This window comes from Rhodococcus sp. IEGM 27, assembly GCF_033142305.1.
GTDB classification, from domain to species: Bacteria; Actinomycetota; Actinomycetes; order Mycobacteriales; family Mycobacteriaceae; genus Rhodococcus_F; species Rhodococcus_F oxybenzonivorans.
In genome coordinates this window covers 80,359-102,549 of sequence record NZ_JAWLSG010000009.1, presented here as the reverse complement: position 1 = coordinate 102,549, position 22,191 = coordinate 80,359, and the positions used below count along the sequence as shown (strand labels likewise).

The following is a 22,191-nucleotide window of genomic DNA, read 5'->3' as shown; positions in this document are numbered from 1 at the left end:
TGACCATGAGGACAACCGAAACCCTACACACCGACACGATGCTCGTATTCGGTTACCGAATCCACGTCGCGGTACGCCCTGGCCGCCCTCACGCTGTTCCCCTGGTCATCTGCAACGGAATTGGCGCCCACCTCGAAGCGTTCGATCCGCTCGTCGACGAACTCGATCCGGCGCGAACTGTCATTCGGTTCGATGTGCCAGGGTCCGGAACTTCACCGACACCGCTGCGGCCGTATCGCTTTGGTCAACTTGCCGCACTGGTGACACGCATGGTCTCAGCATTGGGTTATCAACGATTCGACGTGCTGGGCTACTCCTGGGGAGGAGCATTGGCGCAGCAACTCGCGTTGCAAAATCCCCGCAGAGTCCGGCGCGTGGTGTTGGCCTCGACCAGTCCGGGAATGGGAAGCATCCCCGGTCATCCCCTGGTCCTGTCCAAGATGCTCACCCGCCGACGACACCACGACCCCGCGTACGCCATACGGGTGGCCCCCGGCCTCTATGGGGGTTCGGTACGTAACGATGCCGGATCGGCTCGGGCCATACTCGGAACCGGAACACCACACTGCGACACCCGAGGGTATCTGTACCAGTTGTTCGCCGGAGTCGGCTGGAACAGCCTGCCGTGGCTCCCACTGATCTGCCAGCCCACTCTGCTGCTCTACGGCAACGACGACCCCATCATCCCGGTGACCAACGGGCGCATCATGAACATGCTCCTGCGCCGCGCCGAACTCCAGATCTTCACTGGCGGACATCTCGACCTCCTGGTCTGCCCCGCCGAGTTTGCGCAACGCATCGACCGGTTCCTCGGTGGCATTCCGCCCGCCAGCTCTCGCGCAAAGGGCAATTGACACAGACTTCACGCACGAGACACACGGCAATCCGGATCGAGATGTTCAGCCGAAGGGCTCGCCCGGCTGCGACATCCGACACGTACTCCCACTGTTCCCAGTCGCGAATCCGGTGGCGAACTCGACCTTGGAGCTCTCCTTGCCAAGCGGGCCTCGGTGCGCGCGACAAGCCTACGCGGACAACCGACCTCGGGGCGGTCGAACAAAGCCGAGATCCTCGCCGCCGTGACCGAGAACCTGTGGCCGTTGGTGGCGAAGGACATTGTGAAGCCGGTCGTCCAGGCGAAGATTCCAGTTACTGCTGCGGTGACCGGACACCAACTCCTCGACGCTCCCGAGACCGGCAAAGTCGTACTGCTCGTTCGCTGAAGCCTACGAGTCCAACTCCACCGGTTCTGAAGGGGAATCGCCTGTGCCCGATGAAGCGAACAGAGACCCTTTCCACGTTCGACACCTCCTGAAGCACCGTCGCATAACCTTATGGGCATGACGTCCGCCCAAAATCGGGGCCCGCTGTGGCGTATGGGTGGCGCCCCTCAGCCGGTCAGTCCGCTGGAGTTGTTGTTCGACCTGGTGTTCGTTTATGCGTTAAGTCAGTTCTCGCAGCACCTGCACCATCACCTCGACTGGGCGGGGGCACTCCAGACATCAGTCCTGATCTTGGTGGTTATTTCGTTGTGGTTCAACACCATTTGGGTTGTGAACCTGCTCGACGTCACTCGAACTCCGGTCCGCGCAATGGTGCTTGTCATCATGTTTGTGGGCGCTCTCGTGATTACATCGATCGCCGGCGCCTTCGCCGACCGCGCGTGGCTGTTCGTGTCGGCGTATGTGGCGTTCCAGATCGGGCGATCGAGTTTCATGCTGGCCATCGGCCCTGACCCTGCGATGCGCAGAAACTTCGTTCGCACGTTGATCTGGCTGGTCCCGACATCAGGGATGTGGTTGGCCGGTGCGGCCGACGAGAACCCCGGTTCACGGTTGACAATATGGGGGACGGCTGTCGCGGTGGAATACGTCGCGATCTGGTGGGGCCATCCAGTGCCCGGAATGGGACGCACCGACACCGCCGAGTACGGGCTCGCCGGTAGCCATATCGTGGAGCGGTGTCGACTGCTCTTTCTGATCGCGGTTGGTGAGACCGTGATCTCGGGCCTGATGGCGTTCACCGCGGAACCGGTTTCTCTCTGGCGAGTCGTCGCGCTGGGGGTCGCTTTCACCGGCACCGTCGCGATCTGGTGGATCTATTTTCACCGCAGCGAATCAGTTGGGATGTCGCTGGTCGAGGAAGCAGCCGATGAGGCGGCTCTCGGCAAGCGCGCGATCTACACACTTGTGGTGATGATTGCAGGTTTGGTCGCTGTCGCCGTCGGCGACGAGTTGGTGATCGCCGAACCGACCGTACGTTGCGACGCTGCCCTCAGCATCGTCCTCTACTCGGGTCCCGCGCTGTACCTCGCGGGCAAGGCATGGTTCTTCCGGAGGGTAGACGAAACGTCCACGGTCGCCCCAGCACGCGTCGCAGGCATCGCTGCACTGGCGATCCTCGGGTTTCTGACCTATCCACTGCCGGCACTGCTCGCCGCCGTCGGCGCCGCCCTTGTTCTCGTCGCCGTTGCAATCGTCGAGACACGAGCGCCCGCTACTTGAGGTAGCAAACCTGGACCGTGGCTGCATTTCTCGTCCAGGACTGCACTGGGGACGCCCTGACCCCACTGACCGACTCCACCCTTTGATGCTGCGAGTCTCCGCGATAAATAGCCGCGATTGCATCCTCTACGACGCGGCGCCGCCGGCAATCAACTAGCGGGCCGTCAAACGCTCCCCTCGATTCCACGACGGCTCACAACGGGAGCGGTCACAGCAACACTGATAATCGCCCAGCGTCTGGACCGGGGCACATGCATCGCCGCGGTCGACCTTGACGATGCCGTAACCCGTTCCTCCACGCGTGAGCACACAACTACCATGGTATCCATTTCCTTTGTTTGGGATACATAGATTGACGTTGTATACCGTTCGCCTCTAGTGTGATCGCAGTCATATAGGGCAGATCACCATTGGAGGAAGAGTCTTGAGCGACGACGGCGTGATTACCTATGAGTCGATTGACAAGGTTGCAATTCTGACGATCGAGCGTCCAGCGAAGAAGAACGCGATCAGCCGGGCCATGGCCGAATCATTGGCCGATGCTTGGTTGACCTTTGACAGGAGCTCGGACCGCGTTGCCATCGTGACGGGGGCGGGGCAGAACTTTACGGCGGGGATAGATGTCCGCGATGCCCCTGAGAACCCTTCTTGGGCGCCAAACCTGGGGATTGCCACGCAGAAGCCGATCATCGCGGCCATCGACGGGTGGTGCATCGGAGCAGGAATGATGTTGCTCCAGCAGACGGACCTCGCGCTGGCCGCGCCTACCGCAAAATTCCGGTATCCCGAGGCGAAGTTCGGTCTCTCACGCGGAATGGCCGCAGGAATCGCAACCAAGACCGCCCACAAGATCGCCATGGAGATCCTCCTCCTCGGGAGGGTGCACACCTCGGAGGAGTTCGTAAGGGCCGGTCTGATCAACGCGGTCGTTGAGTCGCATGCGCTCTTCGATACGGCGCTGGAGTGGGCCCGTGAGATCGCGACGGCCGACGAGGACGTGGTGAAGTATTTGAAACAGGGGGTTCTCGACACAGTTCCGCGGGGTCCTGGAGAGCGGGCCGCACACGAGATTTGGATGATCGAACAGCTTCCTGGCAACCAACGCCTGAAGAGGGGCGATCTCTCCGTCGACGATCTCAAGAGCTACGCACGCTGACTGCGCTGACACCGGATCGCGAGCGGATACCTCTCCCCTCGCCGGGTTGAATGTTGTGGATCTGTCCCACTTTCTGGCAGGTCCGTTCGCCACCATTATCTTGGGCGACCTCGGCGCGGACGTGCTGAAAATCGAACCGCCGACCGGCGATCCCGTCCGCAACCGGCCGTCGACAGCCTGGTGCAGGCGCTCAGCGGGGGTCATGGACCTCACAGGGGAGGCTGGAGGGCCTCCCGCACGCGTCGGCTATCAAATCGGCCACACCGCGGGAGGACTGTGGGCGGCCATCGCCATCCTCGCCGGACTCCAGGGACGCAATACCGATGGAGCGACCCGGCATGTGGAGATCTCGCTCTTCGACGCCCAGCTGAGTCTGTTGGTGTGGCAGGCGCAGGACTATCTCAGTCACGACGTGGTGTACGAGCGGATGGGCACACGTCATGCGACATTCCCGCCGAGCCAGGCCTTCGGGTGCGCCGACGGCCGGTACGTCTATGCGACGCCGAGCGCCATACCGCGGTGGTGGGCCGGATACTGCACCGCACTCGACGTCTCGGACAACCCACAGTTCGCGGAACTCGCTGACCGGCAGCGAACCGAGACGAACTCGAGCAGGTCGTGACGGCGTGCTTCAAGGAACAACCGTCCCATGAATGGGTAGCACGCTTCCGCACGCAGGATGTCCCCATCGCCCTCGTACAGAATGTCGCCGAAGCGGTCGCCGTGCCCACCGTGGAACGGCGAAACATGATCGTCTCAGTCGACCTCGGCGACGGCGACGGCGACGGCGAAGCAACGCGCATGGTCGGCAACCCGATCAAGACCGGAGCGCCCGAAAGATTCACCGCTCCCCCGCACCTCGGCCAACACAACGACGGCCAACTTCCTCATCCACCAAACCGACCACGCTACGGAGCAACCTGCATGAACGACGACCACCGCACCGACGACCTCGTGCTGTACGAGCAGAGCTACGGCATCGCGACCATCACCCTCAACCGCCCGGAGGTCTGCAACGCTCAGAACGGCAAGCTCCTCTATGCCCTCGACCGCGCCTTCCAACAGTTCGCCTACGACGACGACGCGAAAGTCGCTGTGCTCGCAGGAAAGGGACCCCACTTTTCCTCAGGCCACGATTGGTGCCCTACCGGAGATCGGGACACCTCATTCGACCGTGTCTCACTGTGGTGGGACCACGTCGGCAAAGAGGGCGCCGAGAACCGATTCGCTCGTGAGAGCGAACTGTACGTCGGCCTGTGCCGACGATGGCGTGATTTACCCAAACCGACCATCGCGGCGGTTCAGGGCGCCTGCATCATGGGTGGGCTCATGCTGGCGTGGTCGTGCGACCTCATCGTGGCATCCGAGGACGCGTACTTCGCGGACGTCGCAGTGGATTTCGGTATCCCCGGCGTCGAACTGTTCGCGCATCCGTGGGAGCTCGGTTCGCGCCGGGCCAAGGAATTTCTGTTCACCGCCGACCGGCTCCCGGCAGCAGACGCCCATGCGGCCGGCATGGTCAATCACGTCGTCCCGGCCGATGAGCTGATGGTGTTCGCCCGGACGCTTGCCGCCCGGATTGCCGAACGCCCCCGAATCGGTCTCGCCCTGGCCAAGCAGGCGGTGAACCAGTGCGACGATCTCATGGGTTATCGGAGCGGAACGGATTCGGTCTTCGGGTTGCATCAGCTGGCGCATGCCCACAACTCGGAGGTGATCGGTCACATGAATGGTCCAGGATCGACCGAGTTGGTGAAGAAGACGCTCGCCAAGAACTCGAGGTAACGCCCCACATGAACACGCCACTTTTAACCGTGTCGGGACTGAACGTCGATTTCACCCAAGGCCAGGGCGGCACCCGCGTCGTGGAAGATGTTTCGTTCCAGGTGAACTCCACGTCGATCGTCGGCGTGGTGGGAGAGAGCGGCAGCGGGAAGTCGGTGACCGCCCGCGCGATCGCCGGGATTTTGCCCGGCAACGGCACTTCGAGTGGAAGTGTGGTCTTTCAGGATCGCGAGCTCGTCAATCTGTCGCCGCGTCCCGCCCGCGCGGCTCGTCGCGGTATGTCCATGATCTTCCAGAACCCACGCATGGCGCTCGACCCGGTTTTTACCATCGGTAGCCAGCTGACCGAGACCCTCCGACTGAAACAGGACCTGTCGAGACGTTCAGCGCGGTCGCAATCGGCTGAGCTCTTGGCGGCAGTGGGTATTCCAGAGCCGAGGCGGCGACTTGACGATTACCCGCACATGATGTCCGGCGGTATGGCGCAGCGGGTCATGATTGCCCTGTCCCTTGCGTGTTCACCGGATCTGCTAATCGCAGACGAACCGACGAGCGCCCTGGATGTGTCCGTTCAGGCTCAGATCCTCGAACTACTGAAGCGCCTCCGGGACGAGATCGGAACGGCGATCGTCTTCATCTCCCACGACCTGGGTGCGGTCGCCGAACTGTGTGACGACATCGTCGTGATGTACAACGGCCATGTCGTCGAACTCGGTCCCGCGGCCGAGGTGATCCGGTCCCCTCGGCATCCTTATACCGAGGGTCTGCTCAACGCCGTGCCTCGTTTGCGCGACTCCCCGATCGGCCGGGAGGAACTGCCGTTCAACGGAATTCCCATCACCGTCACCAAGTCAAGCCTGCCGTCGACGGGATGCAACTTCGCCCACCGTTGCCGCTCTGCCGCCGATGAATGTCGAACAGAGACTGTGTTGCGTCCGGTAGGACCGGCGCGTGAGACCCGCTGTACGCGATCGGAACCAATTTTCTCGGAGGCGACATGACCACCGAAGTAGCAAATTCCACCAGTACGCACGATCTCGAGATCCGAGACCTGATGGTGCAGTTTCCTCTCGGCAAACATGGATTCTTCGGCCGCCGCCGCGTAGTGCACGCCGTCGATGGAGTGACGTTCACGGTGCCGGCGGGAGAGATCGTCGGCCTGGTGGGCGAATCGGGATCAGGCAAGTCCACCATCGCTCGGGCGATCATGGGATTGAACACGGTCACGTCGGGTTCGATCACTCTGGCTGGCAAGGAGCTGACCGGGCTGAGCAAGCCCGACCGGCAGGCGCTTCGGCGCTCCGGAACGATGCAGATGATCTGGCAGGATCCGAGGGGATCGCTCGATCCGCGTCAACGAATCCGAGACGCAATCACCCTCGGGATGCAGCGACATGTCCCGTACGCCGCCGTCCAGGCCAGGGTGTTGGCCACCCTGGAGGAAGTGCGGTTGCCCGAGTCCGTCCTCGAAAGACGACCCGGTCAACTCTCGGGCGGCCAGAACCAACGGGTGGCGATTGCCCGCGGACTCATGAGTGATCTGAGTGTGCTCATCGCCGACGAACCGACATCCGCACTGGATGTCTCGGTGCAGGCCGACATCGGGAACCGGCTGCTCGGGCTGAATCGCGAGCTCGGTATGTCATGTCTTCTCGTCTCACACGATCTGGGATTCGTCAGCAACGTCGCCTCACGGATCGTCGTCCTGTATCTGGGGTGCGTCATGGAATCCGGCCCGGCGCATCAAGTGATCTCCACCCCCACACACCCATACACGGCGGCTTTGCTAGCCGCGGCGCCGAGCTTCGGAGGAGCGAACGTGCACCGCGCAGCGTATCGGATCGAGGGCGAGATTCCCAGTCCGATAGAACCCCCGTCGGGGTGTCGCTTCAGCACCCGATGTCCCTTCGCTCGGGACAAGTGTCGCACGGAGCAACCTCAGCCCCGGCGGACGAGTGTCGGGACCGTCTCGGCATGCCACTTCGCGGACGAAATCGCCCCGGATCTGCATCGAATTTCGACCGAGGTTCTCGCCGACCAGCTCGCGTGCGATATCGAACGGAACTTTCCCCCTTCCGGGACGCCGACAGGCTGCTCGGAGTACGAGGATGAGGAACAAACATGACGTTCAAGAGATTGGCAGCGGCAGTGTTCGCATGCATGCTCGGCCTCGGATTGGTGGCCTGTAGCGGCGCCGCCGGGGGAAGCGCGTCCGCACACGACGGGACGTTGCGCGTGGGATTTCGGACCGCGAACCCGACCTCGCTCGATCCGGCCAAGGGCAACGCCGGCAGCGACCACACCATATTGTGGGCAATCTACGATTCGCTCATCCACTTCGACAAGGACATGAATCCGCAGCCCGGGCTCGCCAAGGGTTGGACCTGGGCGTCGCCGACGCAGCTGCGGCTCGAGCTCGTCGAAGGCAACAGGTTTCATGACGGAACCCCTTTCGACGCGGAAGCTGTCAGGTTCAACCTCGACCGTATCCGTGCGGGTGGCGCGGGAATCATGATCGCGAGCGATCTCGCTGCGGTGCAGTCCGTCGAGGTACCCTCGCCCACCACCGTGAACATCACCTTGTCGCGCCCGAACGCGAGCCTGCTTCTTACCCTGAGCGACCGCGCGGGCATGATGGTCTCACCTACTGCCCTGCAACAGGATGCCGACGCGGTCGAACGGACGCCGGTCGGTGCCGGTGCGTTCAAGTTCGACAAGTGGACCCCGGGTGATCGAATCGACGTCAGCAAGGCAGACACGTACTGGAACACCGACGCCACGAAGCTCAGCGGCATCTCGTTCCGGCTCATGCCTGACCCGCAAACGCGTCTCAACGCTCTTCGAGCGGGAGACATCGACTTCATCTACGAGGTTGATCCGGAATCCTTCAGCAGCATCGAGCACGATGCGGCACTCGATCACCAGACCTCACCGACCTTGGCGTACTACCAATTGTTCTTCGACATGAGCCGAAAGCCATTCGACGACAGACGTGTTCGTCAAGCGATCGCGATGTCCATCAATCGCACAGCGCTGGTCAACGCCGTCCTCGGCCCCGGCGGAGGCGAACCGGCGTGGATGCCGATGCCGGCCGATCACTGGGCGTACACACCCGCACTCGAGGCCACACCGTCGTTCGATACCGACAAGGCCCGCCAATTGCTCGCCTCCGCCGGACACCCTGACGGGTTCACCTTCGAGATGGCCTTCGAGAACGGGGCATTGAACGAGCGGCGCGCCGAGATCATCAAGTCCTCGCTCGCCGACGTGGGAATCACTGTCAACCTGAAACCGAACGACACGGCGAGCACGACATCAGCCTTTGTGGTCGACAAGACCGTCGATGTCTTGAACAGTCGCTGGACCGGGCGACCGGACCCCGCGACGACGTACTTCGGCGAATTCGCCGAGAACGGGTTCACGAACGTCGGCCGCTACGTCAACCCTGCTTTGGACAAGGCCCTGCAGGATGGCGAAGCGACCCCCGACCAAGCCGCCCGCAAGGCCGCGTACGCCACGGCCAACGAAATCCTGATCGATGAGGCGTTCAATGTTCCGCTCTACTTCCAGAAGAACATCGTCGTCTATAACAAGCGCGTCCAGGGCTTCGAAGGGTCGCTGCTCGGGAAGCCGCGCTTCGACGGCGTGAGTCTGTCCGGCAGCTAACCCGCACATACATCACACGGTTGGAAGGAGGAATGCCCGATGACACGCCTGGTGGTATACCGACTCGCGGCGATGGTTCCGCTACTGCTCATCGTCAGCCTCATCGTCTTCGGACTCAGTCAGCTGATTCCAGGAGACCCGGCGGTAGTGCTGGCAGGAGAACACGCGACCCCCGAGCTGATCGCAAAACTTCGCTCCGAACTCGGCCTGGACCAGTCCCTGCCAGTGCAGTATCTCGACTGGCTCCGAGCCGCGCTGACCGGTGACCTCGGGCACTCCATCCAGACGACCGAACCGGTTCGAGACGCGGTTCTCAACCGTCTCCCCGCCACGTTGTACCTGGTCGCCGTCTCCATGGTGGTTTCGATCGCGCTGGGCGGCGCGCTGGGGGTGACGGCAGCGGTACGAGCCGGTCGAGGGGCCGATCGGGTCCTCAGTGCCTGCGCGAGCTTTCTCGTCGCGGTTCCGAGCTTCGTGCTGGGGCTCTTCTTGGTGCTCGTCTTCGCCCTGCACCTCGGCTGGGCCCAGGCAACCGGATTCCTGCTTCCCGATGCCGGGCTGGGCGAGTCTTTGCGTTCTGTCGCGCTGCCGGCGCTCGCTCTCGGCGCCGGCAGCGCCGGTGAGTTCGCGCTACATGTACGTTCGGCCGTGCGCACGAGCCTTGACGCCGAACACACGCTCGCCCTGCAGTCCCGGGACGTTCCGATGAAAAAGATCGTGTTCAAGCACGGACTCCGCAACGCCGCGATCCCACTCACCACCGTGCTCGCACTGATCTTCCAGCACCTGCTCGGAGCAAGTGTCGTGATCGAAGTATTGTTTGCCATTCCGGGGATGGGCACCCTCGGAGTGGACGCGGTGCAACATCGCGACCTTCCCATGCTCCAAGGTGTGGTCATCGTGCTGGCGGTCACGGTCCTGCTCGCCAACCTCCTCAGTGATGTTCTCTACGGACTCCTCGACCCTAGGACTCGACGATCATGACGACCATCAGCAGTATACGAAGACCTCCGGCCGCTCTTGCATCGTTTCGCTCCAGCGTCCGCGAGGCCGATCTCGGGTGGTCGCACTACACAGCCGCGGGCTTTTTGCTCGTCCTCACGGCAATGGCGGTACTTGCCCCTTGGATCGCGCCATACCCACCGACTGAGCAGAATCTGGATACTCTCCTGCAGAGCCCGTCCGCAGTGCACTGGCTCGGAACCGACGACACCGGCCGTGACATCGTTAGTCGCATCATGTACGGAGCGCGGATGTCGTTGTTCGGTTCCTGTTTCGCGGGCGCGATCGCCCTGCTCATCGGGATGCCGATCGGACTTGTCGCCGGGACGGTGGGTGGTCGGGTCGATATGATTCTCATGCGCGTTGTCGACGCCATGCTCTCGTTTCCTGCTGTAATCTTGGCCCTCGCTGTGGTCGGGGCCCTAGGACCCGGCATCATCCAGGCCATGTTCGCGATCGGTATCGTCTACTCTCCGCGACTCGCACGATTGCTGCGTGCCCAGGCAAAAAGCGTGGCCGTCAAAGACTACGTCGAGGCGGCACGGTTATCGGGTCTCTCATCCACCGCGGTGATGATTCGCCACGTGTTGCCGAACAGCCTCCGTCCCATCTTCGTCCAATGGTTCCTCATGCTCTCATTCGCCTTCCTGGCCGAGGCAGGACTGAGTTTCCTGGGACTGGGTATCCAGCCACCCGACGCCAGCTGGGGTCACATGCTCTCGCGCGCATATCGGGTGATGTCCACCGCAGGCTGGCAGATCATTGCACCGGCGACCGCTATCGCGCTGACCGTGCTCTCGCTCAACCAGGTGGGAGACGCGGTGTCCAGATGGTTCAACAAAGGGATAACAGAGTGATGACAACTACCCGAGGAAACGACCCCGAGTCGGTACCCGAGAACCAAAAAATCAGCGACGGAACCTACGTCCACCTCCGGTCGATGTTGGTGAGCAGCGAGCTCGGCATCGGAACAGCGCTCACCGAACAGCGCCTTGCGCAACAACTGGGTGTCAGCAGAACGCCGATCCGCGAGGCCCTCTCTCGCCTCAGCGCCGAGGGACTGGTGGAGACACGCCCGAACGGCACCAAGGTTGTCGCGGACCTGTGGCCCAAGGTCTGTGATGTCTTCGCCATCCGCGTCAAACTCGAACCCTGGGCCGCGGCGCTGGCGTCGCAGCGCATGACGGCACAGGACATCGAATCGCTCCGACAATTACAGGATCGCATGGAGGTCATCGTCGACGATCCGAGCGGGATCGCCGAACTCTCCGAACTAAACCAGCAGTTCCACTGGACGGTCGTCACCTTCTGCGGCAATACCCCCCTGATCGAGACGCTAGATCGCCTCCGCCCGTACAGCGTCGTCCCGAAGATAGTCGAACAATACGCACCAGCGGTCCGTCACGAGGCGATCCTCGAGCACCGGTTGATCATCGACGGTTTGTGGCGACGCGACGCCACCGAAACGGAAGAACTGGTCCGCACCCACCTTGACCGCGGGTTCGACACCTTGAAGAACGCCGTCGCCACAGCGCAGGTCCCGTAGCCGCCGACGGGGCGCGCGGCGGCGGAGAAACTGACGGAGCGTTGACACAACGACCCATGCCAGGCGCCCTTCCATTCCAGTAAGGACCACCATGACACACGTCGTCATCACCGGTGCAACCGGATTCATCGGGAGCTACGTGACCCGGGAATTCTTGCAGCACGGTCACCGGGTTCTCGCGCTCGATGCGGCACCCGAGCCCGCTCTGATCGACGGGCTCATTTCCGACGAGGAGCGCTCACGGGTCGAGATCCGCCCCGCAGATATTCGAGACGGTAGCTTCCTCACCGAGGCGATCGCCGGCGCCACCGCTGTCATCCATTTGGCTTCGGCCCTCCAGCGCCGGTCCAACCAGGACCCGCGTCTCGCTGTCACCGTCAACTGCCAGGGAACACTGAATGTGTTCGAATCAGCCCTCGCAGCGGGTATTACGAGGGTCGTGTGGGCGAGCAGCGTCGCCGTGTTCGGGCGCGCCCTGCTCTCGGTGCCCGTTGCGAACGACGCGGCCCAGCCCGCGTCCGACATCTACGGCAAGACCAAGTCGCTCACCGAGTCCATCGGCGCCCATTTCAACCGGCATTACGCCATGGAAACGGTCGGATTGAGGTTCACCGTCGTATACGGATTCGGCAGGGCAACGGCCATCGGCCGTGGCTCCGTCGGAGGTCCCGTCGTCGACATGGTCGAACTTCCGGCCACCGGTCGCAGCGCCCCGCCGGTCAGGTCCGCGGACAGCGAACTCGACTGGCTCCACGTCGAAGACGCCGCACGGGCGGTGTATCTGGCATCGCAGTCCCCGACGCTGACCAGCGCGGGACTCTCGATCACCGGCGAACGCGCCACGCTGCGTCAGGCGGCCGGAATCGTCACCGAACTTCTGCCCGGCACCGACTTCGATCTGCGGCCCGGAGAACGCTCCGACCCTTACTTGGATGCGGGCACTGCACGGAACGAAATCGGATACATCCCGCAAATACCCTTACGCACCGGGATCCGCCGGTACATCGAGCAAGTACGCCAGGCCAGCCCAGGTCAGGAAACGAAAGTGGGTTCATAACCGTGAGACGCTTCGAGGACAAGGTGGTCGTAGTGACCGGTGGGGGCGGCGGAATCGGCCGAGCGTGCGCCGCACGCTTCGCCGCCGAAGGAGCCCGAGTGGCGGTGGTCGACCGCGACCACGCCACGGCCGCCGAGGCGGTATCGGATGTGCGCAGCGCAGGCGGAACCGCGGAGTCGTTTGTCGTGGACATCACCGACTCGGCCGCCGTCGACTCCTGCGCAGAAGCGATTGTGCACTCCCTCGGCGAAATCGACGTGTTGGTCAACAACGCGGGTGTCCACTCGACAGCGCTCATCCACAAGATCACCGACGACGAGTGGCGACGGATGCTGGACATCAACCTGTCCGGGAGCTTCTTCTTCGCCCGGGCCGCGCAGGCGTCGATGGTCAAACAGCGGGCGGGCCGGATCGTCAATGTCACCTCACAGGCGTCCATCGGAACCGAACGCGGTTTCGTCCACTACGCCGCGGCGAAAGCTGGTGTCATGGGCATGACCAGATCACTCGCGCTCGACCTGGGCCCGTTCGGAATCACCGTCAACGCAGTCGGTCCCGGACACGTGGAAACTCCCCTGACGCACCACCTCGCCGAGGCTGCCGGCATGGACTACGCCGATATCAGGGCCGAACAGATCCGCCGCAACGCCGTCCCCCGGGTTGCACAACCCGAGGACCTCGCCGGTGTGATCAGCTTCCTCGCCTCCGACGACGCCCGGCATATGACTGGCCAGGTACTGTGGGTCACCGGGCGACCGAACGGCGCATGACCGGCCTAAGGATCGCACCACGATGTTCGAGGGTCCTCGCGGCGACCTCGTACCCTCATCCCATACCCGCGGCCGCCGAGAAAACTGTTGTCCGCGTTCACGAAATCTGCCCACAAACGCACGCAGCGCAAGTCCCCCACGCGAACCGAGCTGAGCGCAGAAACCTACGTTCCGTTCACCTGTGGAACCGAGGGAGCGATGCCCAGGTAAGCGGCTAGACGGCCCCGACCCCTCCCCGTTGCAAACTTACCTACGGCATACCAGTTTCTGTGAAACGCACCGCCGGAGTCCTCCGAAATCCCACTGCTCGAATTATCTACATCTGCAAAGGAAACGAGGGATACAAGCCCTTCTATCACCTGTCGCCGCATCTGCTGGGCGGCGAAGCCGCGCGACGCGCGATACAACACAAGGAGTCCGATGATGTCACTGTGGAACGTCGAAGCCCTCGAGGGCGGAATCGTTCATGCTTGCTTCTATAATTCCCCGGCGAACTACGCCACACCTGAGGCATGGAAGGAACTCGAACAGCTCGTCACACGATGGAACGATCCATCGATTCGGGCCGTGTACTGAGCGGAAATCCCGAGGCTGGGGCGTTCATCACCCATTTCAGCGTTGAGCATCTGGTCGAACTGAAGAAACAGCAGGACAGTGCCGCGTTGAAGAATCTCCCGGCCCACCGATTACGGCGGTCGATACGCGACCTTGCTAAACCGGTAATCGTTGCCTTGAACGGCAATACGATGGGCGGTGGGTTCGAATTGGCACTCGCATGTGACATCCGCATCGGTCAATTCGGCGACTTCCGCTACGGATTGCCGGAGGTTCGTCTGGGATTGATTCCGTCGGGCGGCGGAACACAACGCCTCGCCCGGCTTCTCGGCGCCGGGCGGGCCATCGAGTTCATCCTGCGTGGTCGAGTTGTACCCCCTCCCGAAGCGCTCGCGCTCGGACTCGTCCATGAACTCGCAACCGATGCCGTAGCCCGCGCGCTCGCGGTCGCGACCGAGATCGCCGCCCTGCCCCCGCTTGATGTCGCGGCCGCCAAAACCGCTGTCTACCTCTGAGGTGATACGCATCTCGAAGCGGGGCTGGAAATCGAGCGGAACGGCGGATACAACGCCCTGGCCTCCGACGACGCCGCCGTCGCGATGCGCTCATATCTGGACGAGCGAATCGAGCGCCGACGGGGCTGGTTCGAGAAGACGGACTACCCGCCCTACTCCGGCCGTTGACAAGCCGCGGACCACACTTCAGACACAGTACCGATCGGAGACAGTCCTGAGCGCGGCGGATCGGACACGACGACCCACCACACCATCGGAATCACGGTACAACGCAGGTGATCCGAGGCGCCGGTGCGACGAATGACCACTCTCCGTCGGTACGTTCTCGACGCCATCAGGCACGTCCAACCTGCCAAGGACACCGACGTCATTGGGAGCTGAAAGAACTCTACGAAGAACCCGGCGCCGACGACGGCGGCACCGAACGCGCCGCCGAGACAGGTCACCGCCTGCGCCACGCGATGATCGACGTCGAGCGCGAACACCTGCTTATGCCGCGCAATACCCGCGAATGGACGCCGGGATCATGTCGAACCTGACACCCCTGCAGCTGTACGGGTTGAGCGCGATCAACATCGCTGGGCTGGCCCTGCCCGTCTGCTCCGGGCTGCCGACCCCCTCGTGCGGCCGCCGTTCAACATCGTGATCTCGAACACGATTCGTGTGCGCCATCGGCGACTGGATCCGCGTGAGACGCTGCCCCACGTCGGAGGGCTCGGTGCCGAGGTCACAGAGCGCGGCGCCCACGGCGTTGCCGGTCGCTTCGGCGTCGCCATCGGGCTGGGCTGGGCGAATCGAGACCCGCACCATCGCGATCAGGGGTTTGTCCGGCGTCGGGATCTGTTCAGGTGGGGTGAGGTTGATGAACCAGTCCCGAAGCGGCGCACGGTGGGGTGTACCGACCGGGGAAGCCCTGAGCGTGACGGTCGGCCACGACAACCCACCACGCCATCCGAATCGCGGTACAACGCAGATGATCCGATCTGTCAGTGCGACGATGACTGCTCTCCGTCGGTACGGTCCTCGCCGCCATCGAGGAACGTACCGACTGCCGCAGTGACACAGAGGTTCTGGTCTATTCGCTCCGGCTGACCGCTTGTCCGCGGGTGCCGCGGAGGACCGATCGCCACATTTGCCGTCAGATCTCGATCGCCTTGACCTCGAGGAATTCTTCGAGCCCGAACCTTCCGTATTCTCGACCGTTCCCGGATCTCTTGTACCCCCCGAAGGGTGAGTTCGGATTGAAGGCACCGCCGTTGACGTAGATCTGACCGGCACGAATGCGGCTGGCCACATTCCGTGCCTTTGCGGTATCGGAGGACCATACCGCACCTGCGAGACCGTAGTCGGTGTCGTTGGCGAGGCGGACGGCATCGGATTCGGTGTCGTAGGGAACGATCACCAGAACAGGTCCGAAGATTTCCTCCCGGTGGATCACCATATCGGCAGTGACCTCGGAAAATACGGTGGGCCGGACGTAGAATCCGGAATCTACGCCCGGAACCGTGCCGGGTCCTCCGGTCACCAATTTGGCGCCCTCCCGGATGCCCTGGTCGATATAGTTCAGGACCCGAGTTCGCTGGTCGGTGGAGACCAGGGGGCCGAGTGCCGTTTCCGGTGAGCGTGGGTTTCCGACGGATAGGGCTTCGACGTGCTTCTTGATCAGCTCTTCGGTCTCGGCGAGCTTGGGCCGTGGGACAAGCAATCGTGTGAGCGCGGCGCAGGTCTGTCCGGTGTTCAGGTAGGCCAGCTGCACGGCGGACGGGATGACTGCGTGCAGGTCAGCGTCGGGCAGCACGACGTTCGGGCTCTTGCCCCCGAGCTCGAGGGTTACCCGCTTGACGGTCTTGGCCGCCAGTTCGCTGACCCGCATGCCAGCGCGCGTGGAGCCCGTGAACGACACCATGTCGACGTCCGGGTGGGCAGCGATGGCTTCACCGACTGTGGGTCCCGGGCCACTGACGAGGTTGAAGACGCCGGCGGGTAGCCCAGCTTCAGTGATGATCTCGGCGAGTATCCACGAGTCCAGCGGTGCGAGTTCGCTCGGTTTCGCTACCACCGTGTTACCGGCGGCGAGTGCGTACGCGACTTTCGCTGCCAGCTGGTGAAGCGGATAGTTCCAGGGCGTGATCGCCCCGACGACACCGACGGGTTCACGCACAATGACGGTGTTGCCGTTGATCGCTTCGAACTCGAGTGCATCGGCTGCGTCGGCCGCCGCACGGAAACTGTTGATCGGAAGTGGTACCTGCATCGCGGTCGTGAAAGAGATCGGAGCACCCATTTCATCCGTAATGAGCTGGGCGAGCTCGATGCGGCGCCGTTCGATACCGTCCGCGATCCGGCGCAGGATCTGTGTTCTGTCGCGGACGGGGGTCTGGGCCCAACCCTCGAATGCCTTACGTGCCGCCGACACTGCATCCTCGACGTCCGCGATGGACCCGGACGGCACCGAGGCGATGACAACCTCGGTGGCGGGATTAACGACGTCGATAGTCCCCGTCCCTTGGGACGGCACCCACGCACCGTTGATGAAGAGCTTCGAATAGTCTGTCATGAGGTGTTCCTGTCGTCGGTTCGCGGGCGTTCAGTAGTCCGATTCGGTGTATTGGATGACCCCGCGCAGGTTTCGACCCGCGAGCATGTCGTCGTAGCCCTGATTGATCTCGTCGAGTGCGTAGGTCCGCGTGACGAGTTCGTCGAGCTTCAGGGTGCCTCGCCGGTAGAGCTCGATTAGTTTCGGAATCTGAGTGCGTGGGCCGGTTCCGCCGAAGATCGCTCCCTGCACCCGCTTCTGGTAGGAGGTCAATTCGAAGAGATTCATCGACACCTGACTCTGCTGCAGGTCACCCATGGCGGTCACCACAACCTGCCCGGCTCTTCCCGTGATCGACAGTGCCGGCTGGATGATCTCCCCGTCCACCTCGCCGATCGTGATGATGGTGACGTTGGCCATCATGCCCCAGGTGATCTCCCGGACGGCCTCCTCGGCTTCGGACAGTGACGCGAATGCATGCGTTGCCCCGAACTCGATCGCTTTGTCCCGCTTGAACTGCACCGGATCGACCGCAACGACATAGCGTGCGCCCGCGGCCGCGGCGCCCTGGACCGCGTTGATCCCCACACCACCGACCCCGACGACGACGACCGTGTCGCCGACGCGGGTGTTACCAATGGTGACTGCCGAGCCCCAGCCGGTGGAGACGCCACAGCCGAGCAGCGCCGCTTTCTCGAGCGGAATATCCTTTTCGATCTTGACCACCGACGCCTGATGCACGGTCACGTACGGGGCGAACGTGCCCAGAAGGCACATCGGCATCAGGGGCCGGCCCTCCCACTGCGCCCGGTACGTGCCATCAGCGATGGATCGGCCGGTCAACAACCCGGCGCCCTTGTCGCACAGGTTCTGCAGACCCTGCGCGCAGAGGCGACAGGTGCCACATGCGGGGATGAAGGCAAGAACGACGTGGTCGCCCTCGGCGAGATCGCTGACGCCGGGCCCGACCTTGGTGATCACGCCGGCGCCCTCGTGGCCGCCGAGCACGGGAAAGATTTCACCTTGGATGTCTCCGGTTCGGCAGTGGTGATCGGAGTGACACAAGCCGCTGGCGGCCAATCGAACCTGCACTTCACCAGCGATCGGGTCGCCAAGGTCGATCTCCTCGATTTCCCAGTCTTTTCCGACGCCCTTCATGAGTGCGGCCTTGGTCTTCATCTGATCTCCTTGACTATTAACAGGACGGGACGAAGCTGAGATGGTGCTTCGGACTCATCGTGTCGGACGGCGGGCCGAAAAGCGTTGACTGCGCCGCCAGCTCGTTGCCGTGCGGGTATGTTGCCGATAGGAGGGAGCATATGTGACTGCCCTCACAAATGACAATACTAAATGCATGCTGCATGTCACAGCAAGACGGGAATGCACCGGTCTACCGCCGAATCAGTTGGCTGACGTCTCGACACGCCGGGTCGGTAGTGCATACTGCCGATGGGAGACCCCTGCACAGAACGTATCGCGGGCATCCTCCCGAGCAACGTGGGGACGTATGTGTGCCGAACAACGCGTCCACGGACCGGCGTCGCCTGTCGGTGCGTGGGTCTTCCCATTTTAGGGCGGGCCACTGCTCCTTATCCCACGAGACGCGGCTCCGAGTCGCGCGGGTCGTTTCGTTGTCCATGCGGGACAGCCGGTTTCGCCGTGGACACCATTTACGCGAGGTCGGCGTGCGCCCCGGCGGCGTCAGGCCGGCAACTGAGCGTGCCGTTGGGATCGCCCAGTCGGGACCGGATTGCTCATGGTCGTGGGCGCGGCGCGGAAGTCAGCACCGCTCGACCGTTGACTCTTCTCCGCCGCAGATCCGAGCAGGCCCGCGCAGCGTCGTCGAGGGCGTATAGCTGAGTTTCGATGTGAAGCCGGTCCGCACGTGCCAAGTCGATGACAACGCGCTGGTCGGATCGAGTACCGCATACGGTGACCAGACGTCCCTGAACGTCGCCGTTCGCCAGTCGCCGGTAGGCCGCGTTGAGATCGGCGAAGTCGACGAGGGAGGTATGCGGTGTGATCGTTCCGGCGGCGATCATCTCGAAGATTCCGGGTAGTTCCCTGGGTTTGTTGCCGCTGCCGAGGGACCCTTTCAGTGTCATGGCCCCCAGCACGAGTTCGATCACACTGACCGGGGCCGCATCGGAACCGAGTCCGCGCACCACCACGGTTCCGCGGTACTTGACGACTTCGAACGATTTCGAAATGGTCGATCGGGTCCCGACGAAGTCCACGATGACGTCCGGGCCGAGTGGAGCGATCTGCTCGAGGTCGGTGAAGCAGTCCACCGCCCCGGCCGAGAGTACGTCGTCGAAGGTGTTGGCCGTAGGTCGATTCCATACACTGCGGCGCCGCTTCCGGCGGCGGCTGTGACCCCGTTGACTCCGAGGCCTCCCAGTCGGACGATTCCAACCGTGTGGCCGGCACGAACGTTTCCGACGGAGCGCACGGCATGGAGGGCGGTCAGGATGGAATCGGTGGCGACCGTGGCGGCCTCATAGGACACTCCCTCGGGGATCGGTACGAGGCCGGTCGCGGGCACGGCGACGTTCTCGGCGAATCCGACGTCGATGTTGAGGCCGGGGCACAGTCCGGGCGGAGTGCCGCTGACCGCGACCTTGTCCCCCACCCGCATGGTGTGGACTCTCACCCAGTGCTTTAACCATCCCTGCGATCTCGTGACCGAGCACCAGCGGTGGGAGCGCCGAGAGCTGTGCACCGAACCGTGCCTCGAGGCGAAATCCGGCCATGAGTGTAGGTCCGAGTGGCACAGCCCTGCTGCCCGGATCTCGACGACAACCGACCCGGGTGTCGGTACCCGGTCGTCTATTTCGTCGAAGAGAGCGGCTGGTCGCTGCCCAGGAATCGCATCGATTGCATCGTTTGCCCTTCGCCCGGGACCGTCTGTGGATGTGATTAGGTGGTCGGTCGGCTCCCGAGTGCGGCCAGCACGGCCTTGGTCACTTCTGACGTGGTCGCCGCCCCGCCCAGGTCCGGGGTACGGATATCGCTGCCACTGAGGACGTCTTCGATCGCGGCAACCACTGCCGCGCCGGCTTCGGGGTGGCCGAGATGGTCCAGCATCATGGCGCCGGTCCATATCTGTCCCAATGGATTCGCCACACCGAGACCGGCGATGTCGGGTGCGGACCCATGGACCGGTTCGAACATGGATGGATGGATCCGTTCCGGATTCAGGTTCGCCGAGGGGGCAAGGCCGATGCTGCCGACAATCGCCGCACCGAGGTCGCTGAGGATGTCGCCGAACAGGTTCGAAGCGACGACCACGTCGAGGGTTTCTGGACGTTGCACGAAGTACGCGGCGAGGGCGTCGATGTGGTAACTGCCGACCTCGACGTGCGGATAGTCGGTGCCGACCTCGGCGCAGATCTGATCCCACAACGGCATCGTGTGAATGATCCCGTTCGACTTCGTTGCTGATGCGAGTCGGCCCGTGCGTTCAGCGGCGCGGTCGAAGCCGTACCGCATGATGCGTTCGACGCCACGTCTGGTGAACACGGACTCTTGAATGGCAGTTTCCATCGGTGTTCCGGGGAAGAGACGTCCGCCGGCCTCGGAGTACTCGCCCTCGCTGTTCTCCCGCACGACGAGCAGGTCGATGGTGCCGTCGAGGTTCGACAGCCGGCTGTCGATACCGCGAAGCAGCCGCAATGGACGCAGGTTCACGTACTGATCGAACGCACGTCGGATCGGGATGAGCAGCCCCCACAAGGAGACGTGGTCGGCGACCGTCGGGTCTCCGACCGCGCCCAGGAAGATTGCGTCGCTCTCGGCGAGTCGGTCGAGTCCGTCACCGGGCATCATGTGCCCGTGTTCCGTGTAGTAGGCACAGCTCCATGGGTAGGTTGTCCAGGAGAGGGCGAAGTCCCATTGGCGGGCCGCCTGTTCGAGGACTGCGATCGCGGGTTCGATGACTTCTCGGCCGATGCCGTCCCCGGGTAGCACGGCAATGTGGTGTGTCGGTGTCATGTGGTACGTCCTGTCAGTAGCACAGTGTGTCCGGCGAGGGAGCGGTGTGAGGTGGGCGGAATGCCGATGCCGGGTGGCGTTCGGGCGGCGCGGGCACATCCTTCAGCGCCGGCGTCGGCCTTACGCAAATGGTGGGCGTGCCGAGTCCGGTGGCGTTGTCCGGTGACAGACTGATCCCCCCGTTCTCGCCGCGCACTAGCGCGGATCTCCCTCTGCTGTCGTCATGGGGTGGTCGTGGCGGCACCGCCCGCGAGGGCCCGTTTGACCACGTCGGGAGAGCCGCCGCCGTTGAAGTCGCCACTGGTCTCGGCGTTGTGTGCGTGGGCGAGCTGGTGAAGACCGAAGACCGAGTCGGTGCCACTGCGGTACCCCATCAGGTCCTCGCATTGATTGACCGCTTGCTTCGCGAGGGCGAGTCCGAGGCGCGGTCGCTGCGCGATCCGCTGTGCCAGCGCCATCGCCGAGCCCATCAGGTCATCTCGCTCGACGACGCGGCTGACCATTCCGAGGTGATGCGCTTCTGTTGCGGTCAACCGCTCAGAGGTGAACAAGAACTCCTTCGCCCGCCGGGCGCCCAGCTCCCACGGATGTCCGAACATCTCCACCCCGGGGATGCCGAAGTCGACCGCGGCGTCGGCGAAGTACGCGTCGCTGCTGGCAACGATTAGGTCGCAGGACCATGCCACCATCAGTCCGCCCATGATGCAGGCGCCTTGAACCGCGGCGATGGTCGGCTTGGGCAGTTCTCGCCATCGGCGGCACAGTCCCACATACAGTTCGGACTCGCGTGCGAATCGATTCGCCACCCCAGACTGTCCGACATGATCCCACCACAGGGTGCGCCGATTGAAGGTCGTCTCACGGTCTCCCGTCGGTCCGAGATCGTGGCCCGCGGAGAAGTGCGGGCCGTTGCCGGCGAGGATGGCAACGGCGGCCTCGTCGTCGTAGGCGAATCGTTGGAAGGCCTCGTCCAATGCGTAGAGCAGTTTTCCGTTCTGCGCGTTGCGCACCTCGGGGCGATTGAGCGTGATAGTCGCGACCTTGCCGGTCCGTTCGTAGAGAACGAGATCCGCCGGGGCGATCGTGTTGTCGATGTTGGTCATCCT

General features: G+C 63.3%; 20 protein-coding genes and 1 pseudogene. 16 read left to right on the top strand and 5 right to left on the bottom strand.

Annotated elements, in window-relative coordinates; genetic code table 11:
- The first annotated feature begins 5 nt into the window (after positions 1-5).
- From R4P95_RS26200 to R4P95_RS26125, 16 genes and pseudogenes are all read left to right on the top strand, one after another.
- Positions 6-854: an alpha/beta fold hydrolase gene (locus tag R4P95_RS26200; RefSeq protein ID WP_317745630.1), complete on the top strand. Its 849-nt coding sequence runs from the start codon at positions 6-8 to the stop codon at positions 852-854.
- 225 nt (positions 855-1,079) lie between these two features.
- A complete protein-coding gene (locus R4P95_RS26195; RefSeq protein WP_317745631.1) occupies positions 1,080-1,223 on the top strand; it encodes a hypothetical protein in 144 nt (47 codons plus the stop codon).
- A gap of 117 nt (positions 1,224-1,340) precedes the next feature.
- Positions 1,341-2,504 carry a low temperature requirement protein A gene (locus tag R4P95_RS26190; protein ID WP_317745632.1) on the top strand — a complete coding sequence of 388 codons (1,164 nt, stop codon included), beginning with the start codon at positions 1,341-1,343 and terminating at the stop codon, positions 2,502-2,504.
- A 424-nt stretch (positions 2,505-2,928) separates the two neighbouring features.
- Positions 2,929-3,660 carry an enoyl-CoA hydratase/isomerase family protein gene (locus R4P95_RS26185; protein ID WP_317745633.1) on the top strand — a complete coding sequence of 244 codons (732 nt, stop codon included), beginning with the start codon at positions 2,929-2,931 and terminating at the stop codon, positions 3,658-3,660.
- A gap of 46 nt (positions 3,661-3,706) precedes the next feature.
- Positions 3,707-4,473 (top strand): annotated as a pseudogene (locus tag R4P95_RS26180) (CoA transferase); the annotation flags it as partial.
- A 111-nt stretch (positions 4,474-4,584) separates the two neighbouring features.
- Positions 4,585-5,445 carry an enoyl-CoA hydratase gene (locus tag R4P95_RS26175; protein WP_317745728.1) on the top strand — a complete coding sequence of 287 codons (861 nt, stop codon included), beginning with the start codon at positions 4,585-4,587 and terminating at the stop codon, positions 5,443-5,445.
- A gap of 8 nt (positions 5,446-5,453) precedes the next feature.
- The gene (locus tag R4P95_RS26170) at positions 5,454-6,446 is read left to right on the top strand and encodes an ABC transporter ATP-binding protein (RefSeq protein ID WP_317745635.1); all 993 of its coding nucleotides are present in this window, start codon (positions 5,454-5,456) and stop codon (positions 6,444-6,446) included.
- Positions 6,443-7,570 (top strand): ABC transporter ATP-binding protein, encoded by a 1,128-nt coding sequence (locus R4P95_RS26165; protein ID WP_317745636.1) that lies wholly within the window; start codon positions 6,443-6,445, stop codon positions 7,568-7,570. Before R4P95_RS26170 ends, R4P95_RS26165 begins: the two co-directional genes overlap by 4 nt.
- Complete coding sequence (locus R4P95_RS26160; RefSeq protein WP_317745637.1) at positions 7,567-9,111, top strand: ABC transporter substrate-binding protein; 1,545 nt, start codon at positions 7,567-7,569, stop codon at positions 9,109-9,111. The genes R4P95_RS26165 and R4P95_RS26160 overlap by 4 nt, the downstream gene beginning before the upstream one ends.
- 39 nt (positions 9,112-9,150) lie before the next feature.
- On the top strand, positions 9,151-10,095 hold the full coding sequence (locus R4P95_RS26155; RefSeq protein ID WP_317745638.1) for an ABC transporter permease: 945 nt from the start codon (positions 9,151-9,153) through the stop codon (positions 10,093-10,095).
- On the top strand, positions 10,092-10,970 hold the full coding sequence (locus R4P95_RS26150; protein ID WP_317745640.1) for an ABC transporter permease: 879 nt from the start codon (positions 10,092-10,094) through the stop codon (positions 10,968-10,970). Before R4P95_RS26155 ends, R4P95_RS26150 begins: the two co-directional genes overlap by 4 nt.
- Positions 10,970-11,659 (top strand): GntR family transcriptional regulator, encoded by a 690-nt coding sequence (locus R4P95_RS26145; RefSeq protein WP_317745642.1) that lies wholly within the window; start codon positions 10,970-10,972, stop codon positions 11,657-11,659. The genes R4P95_RS26150 and R4P95_RS26145 overlap by 1 nt, the downstream gene beginning before the upstream one ends.
- A 91-nt stretch (positions 11,660-11,750) precedes the next feature.
- Positions 11,751-12,716, top strand: coding sequence for an NAD(P)-dependent oxidoreductase (locus R4P95_RS26140; protein ID WP_317745643.1), 966 nt, complete (start codon positions 11,751-11,753; stop codon positions 12,714-12,716).
- 2 nt (positions 12,717-12,718) lie between these two features.
- Positions 12,719-13,486, top strand: a complete 768-nt coding sequence (locus R4P95_RS26135) for an SDR family NAD(P)-dependent oxidoreductase (RefSeq protein WP_317745645.1) — start codon at positions 12,719-12,721, stop codon at positions 13,484-13,486.
- Between the two features lie 420 nt (positions 13,487-13,906).
- Positions 13,907-14,062, top strand: coding sequence for a hypothetical protein (locus tag R4P95_RS26130; protein WP_317745647.1), 156 nt, complete (start codon positions 13,907-13,909; stop codon positions 14,060-14,062).
- Positions 14,029-14,556, top strand: a complete 528-nt coding sequence (locus R4P95_RS26125) for an enoyl-CoA hydratase/isomerase family protein (RefSeq protein ID WP_317745649.1) — start codon at positions 14,029-14,031, stop codon at positions 14,554-14,556. The genes R4P95_RS26130 and R4P95_RS26125 overlap by 34 nt, the downstream gene beginning before the upstream one ends.
- A 1,138-nt stretch (positions 14,557-15,694) precedes the next feature.
- On the opposite strand, the gene R4P95_RS26120 is transcribed toward R4P95_RS26125, so the two are convergent.
- The 5 genes from R4P95_RS26120 to R4P95_RS26100 all read right to left on the bottom strand — a co-directional run bounded on the left by R4P95_RS26120 (position 15,695) and on the right by R4P95_RS26100 (position 22,188).
- Positions 15,695-17,113 carry an aldehyde dehydrogenase family protein gene (locus tag R4P95_RS26120; protein ID WP_317745652.1) on the bottom strand — a complete coding sequence of 473 codons (1,419 nt, stop codon included), beginning with the start codon at positions 17,111-17,113 and terminating at the stop codon, positions 15,695-15,697.
- Positions 17,114-17,143: 30 nt separating this feature from the next.
- Positions 17,144-18,271 carry an NDMA-dependent alcohol dehydrogenase gene (locus R4P95_RS26115; RefSeq protein ID WP_317745654.1) on the bottom strand — a complete coding sequence of 376 codons (1,128 nt, stop codon included), beginning with the start codon at positions 18,269-18,271 and terminating at the stop codon, positions 17,144-17,146.
- Between the two features lie 575 nt (positions 18,272-18,846).
- The gene (locus tag R4P95_RS26110; RefSeq protein WP_317745655.1) at positions 18,847-19,383 is read right to left on the bottom strand and encodes a zinc-binding dehydrogenase; all 537 of its coding nucleotides are present in this window, start codon (positions 19,381-19,383) and stop codon (positions 18,847-18,849) included.
- A gap of 628 nt (positions 19,384-20,011) precedes the next feature.
- Positions 20,012-21,085: a tartrate dehydrogenase gene (locus R4P95_RS26105; protein ID WP_317745656.1), complete on the bottom strand. Its 1,074-nt coding sequence runs from the start codon at positions 21,083-21,085 to the stop codon at positions 20,012-20,014.
- A gap of 221 nt (positions 21,086-21,306) precedes the next feature.
- Entirely contained in the window at positions 21,307-22,188 is an 882-nt protein-coding gene (locus R4P95_RS26100) for an enoyl-CoA hydratase (RefSeq protein ID WP_317745657.1), read from the bottom strand.
- Between the last annotated feature and the right edge of the window lie 3 nt (positions 22,189-22,191).

Excerpts from the sequence above, each read along its gene's own strand:
- R4P95_RS26105 (WP_317745656.1), bottom strand. The coding sequence starts at position 21,085 with ATGACACCGACACACCACATTGCCGTGCTACCCGGGGACGGCATCGGC.
- R4P95_RS26160 (WP_317745637.1), top strand. The coding sequence starts at position 7,567 with ATGACGTTCAAGAGATTGGCAGCGGCAGTGTTCGCATGCATGCTCGGC.
- R4P95_RS26175 (WP_317745728.1), top strand. The coding sequence starts at position 4,585 with ATGAACGACGACCACCGCACCGACGACCTCGTGCTGTACGAGCAGAGC.
- R4P95_RS26150 (WP_317745640.1), top strand. The coding sequence starts at position 10,092 with ATGACGACCATCAGCAGTATACGAAGACCTCCGGCCGCTCTTGCATCG.
- R4P95_RS26200 (WP_317745630.1), top strand. The coding sequence starts at position 6 with ATGAGGACAACCGAAACCCTACACACCGACACGATGCTCGTATTCGGT.
- R4P95_RS26115 (WP_317745654.1), bottom strand. The coding sequence starts at position 18,271 with ATGAAGACCAAGGCCGCACTCATGAAGGGCGTCGGAAAAGACTGGGAA.
- R4P95_RS26170 (WP_317745635.1), top strand. The coding sequence starts at position 5,454 with ATGAACACGCCACTTTTAACCGTGTCGGGACTGAACGTCGATTTCACC.
- R4P95_RS26145 (WP_317745642.1), top strand. The coding sequence starts at position 10,970 with ATGACAACTACCCGAGGAAACGACCCCGAGTCGGTACCCGAGAACCAA.
- R4P95_RS26165 (WP_317745636.1), top strand. The coding sequence starts at position 6,443 with ATGACCACCGAAGTAGCAAATTCCACCAGTACGCACGATCTCGAGATC.
- R4P95_RS26190 (WP_317745632.1), top strand. The coding sequence starts at position 1,341 with ATGACGTCCGCCCAAAATCGGGGCCCGCTGTGGCGTATGGGTGGCGCC.
- R4P95_RS26125 (WP_317745649.1), top strand. The coding sequence starts at position 14,029 with ATGGAACGATCCATCGATTCGGGCCGTGTACTGAGCGGAAATCCCGAG.
- R4P95_RS26155 (WP_317745638.1), top strand. The coding sequence starts at position 9,151 with ATGACACGCCTGGTGGTATACCGACTCGCGGCGATGGTTCCGCTACTG.
- R4P95_RS26130 (WP_317745647.1), top strand. The coding sequence starts at position 13,907 with ATGATGTCACTGTGGAACGTCGAAGCCCTCGAGGGCGGAATCGTTCAT.
- R4P95_RS26140 (WP_317745643.1), top strand. The coding sequence starts at position 11,751 with ATGACACACGTCGTCATCACCGGTGCAACCGGATTCATCGGGAGCTAC.
- R4P95_RS26100 (WP_317745657.1), bottom strand. The coding sequence starts at position 22,188 with ATGACCAACATCGACAACACGATCGCCCCGGCGGATCTCGTTCTCTAC.
- R4P95_RS26120 (WP_317745652.1), bottom strand. The coding sequence starts at position 17,113 with ATGACAGACTATTCGAAGCTCTTCATCAACGGTGCGTGGGTGCCGTCC.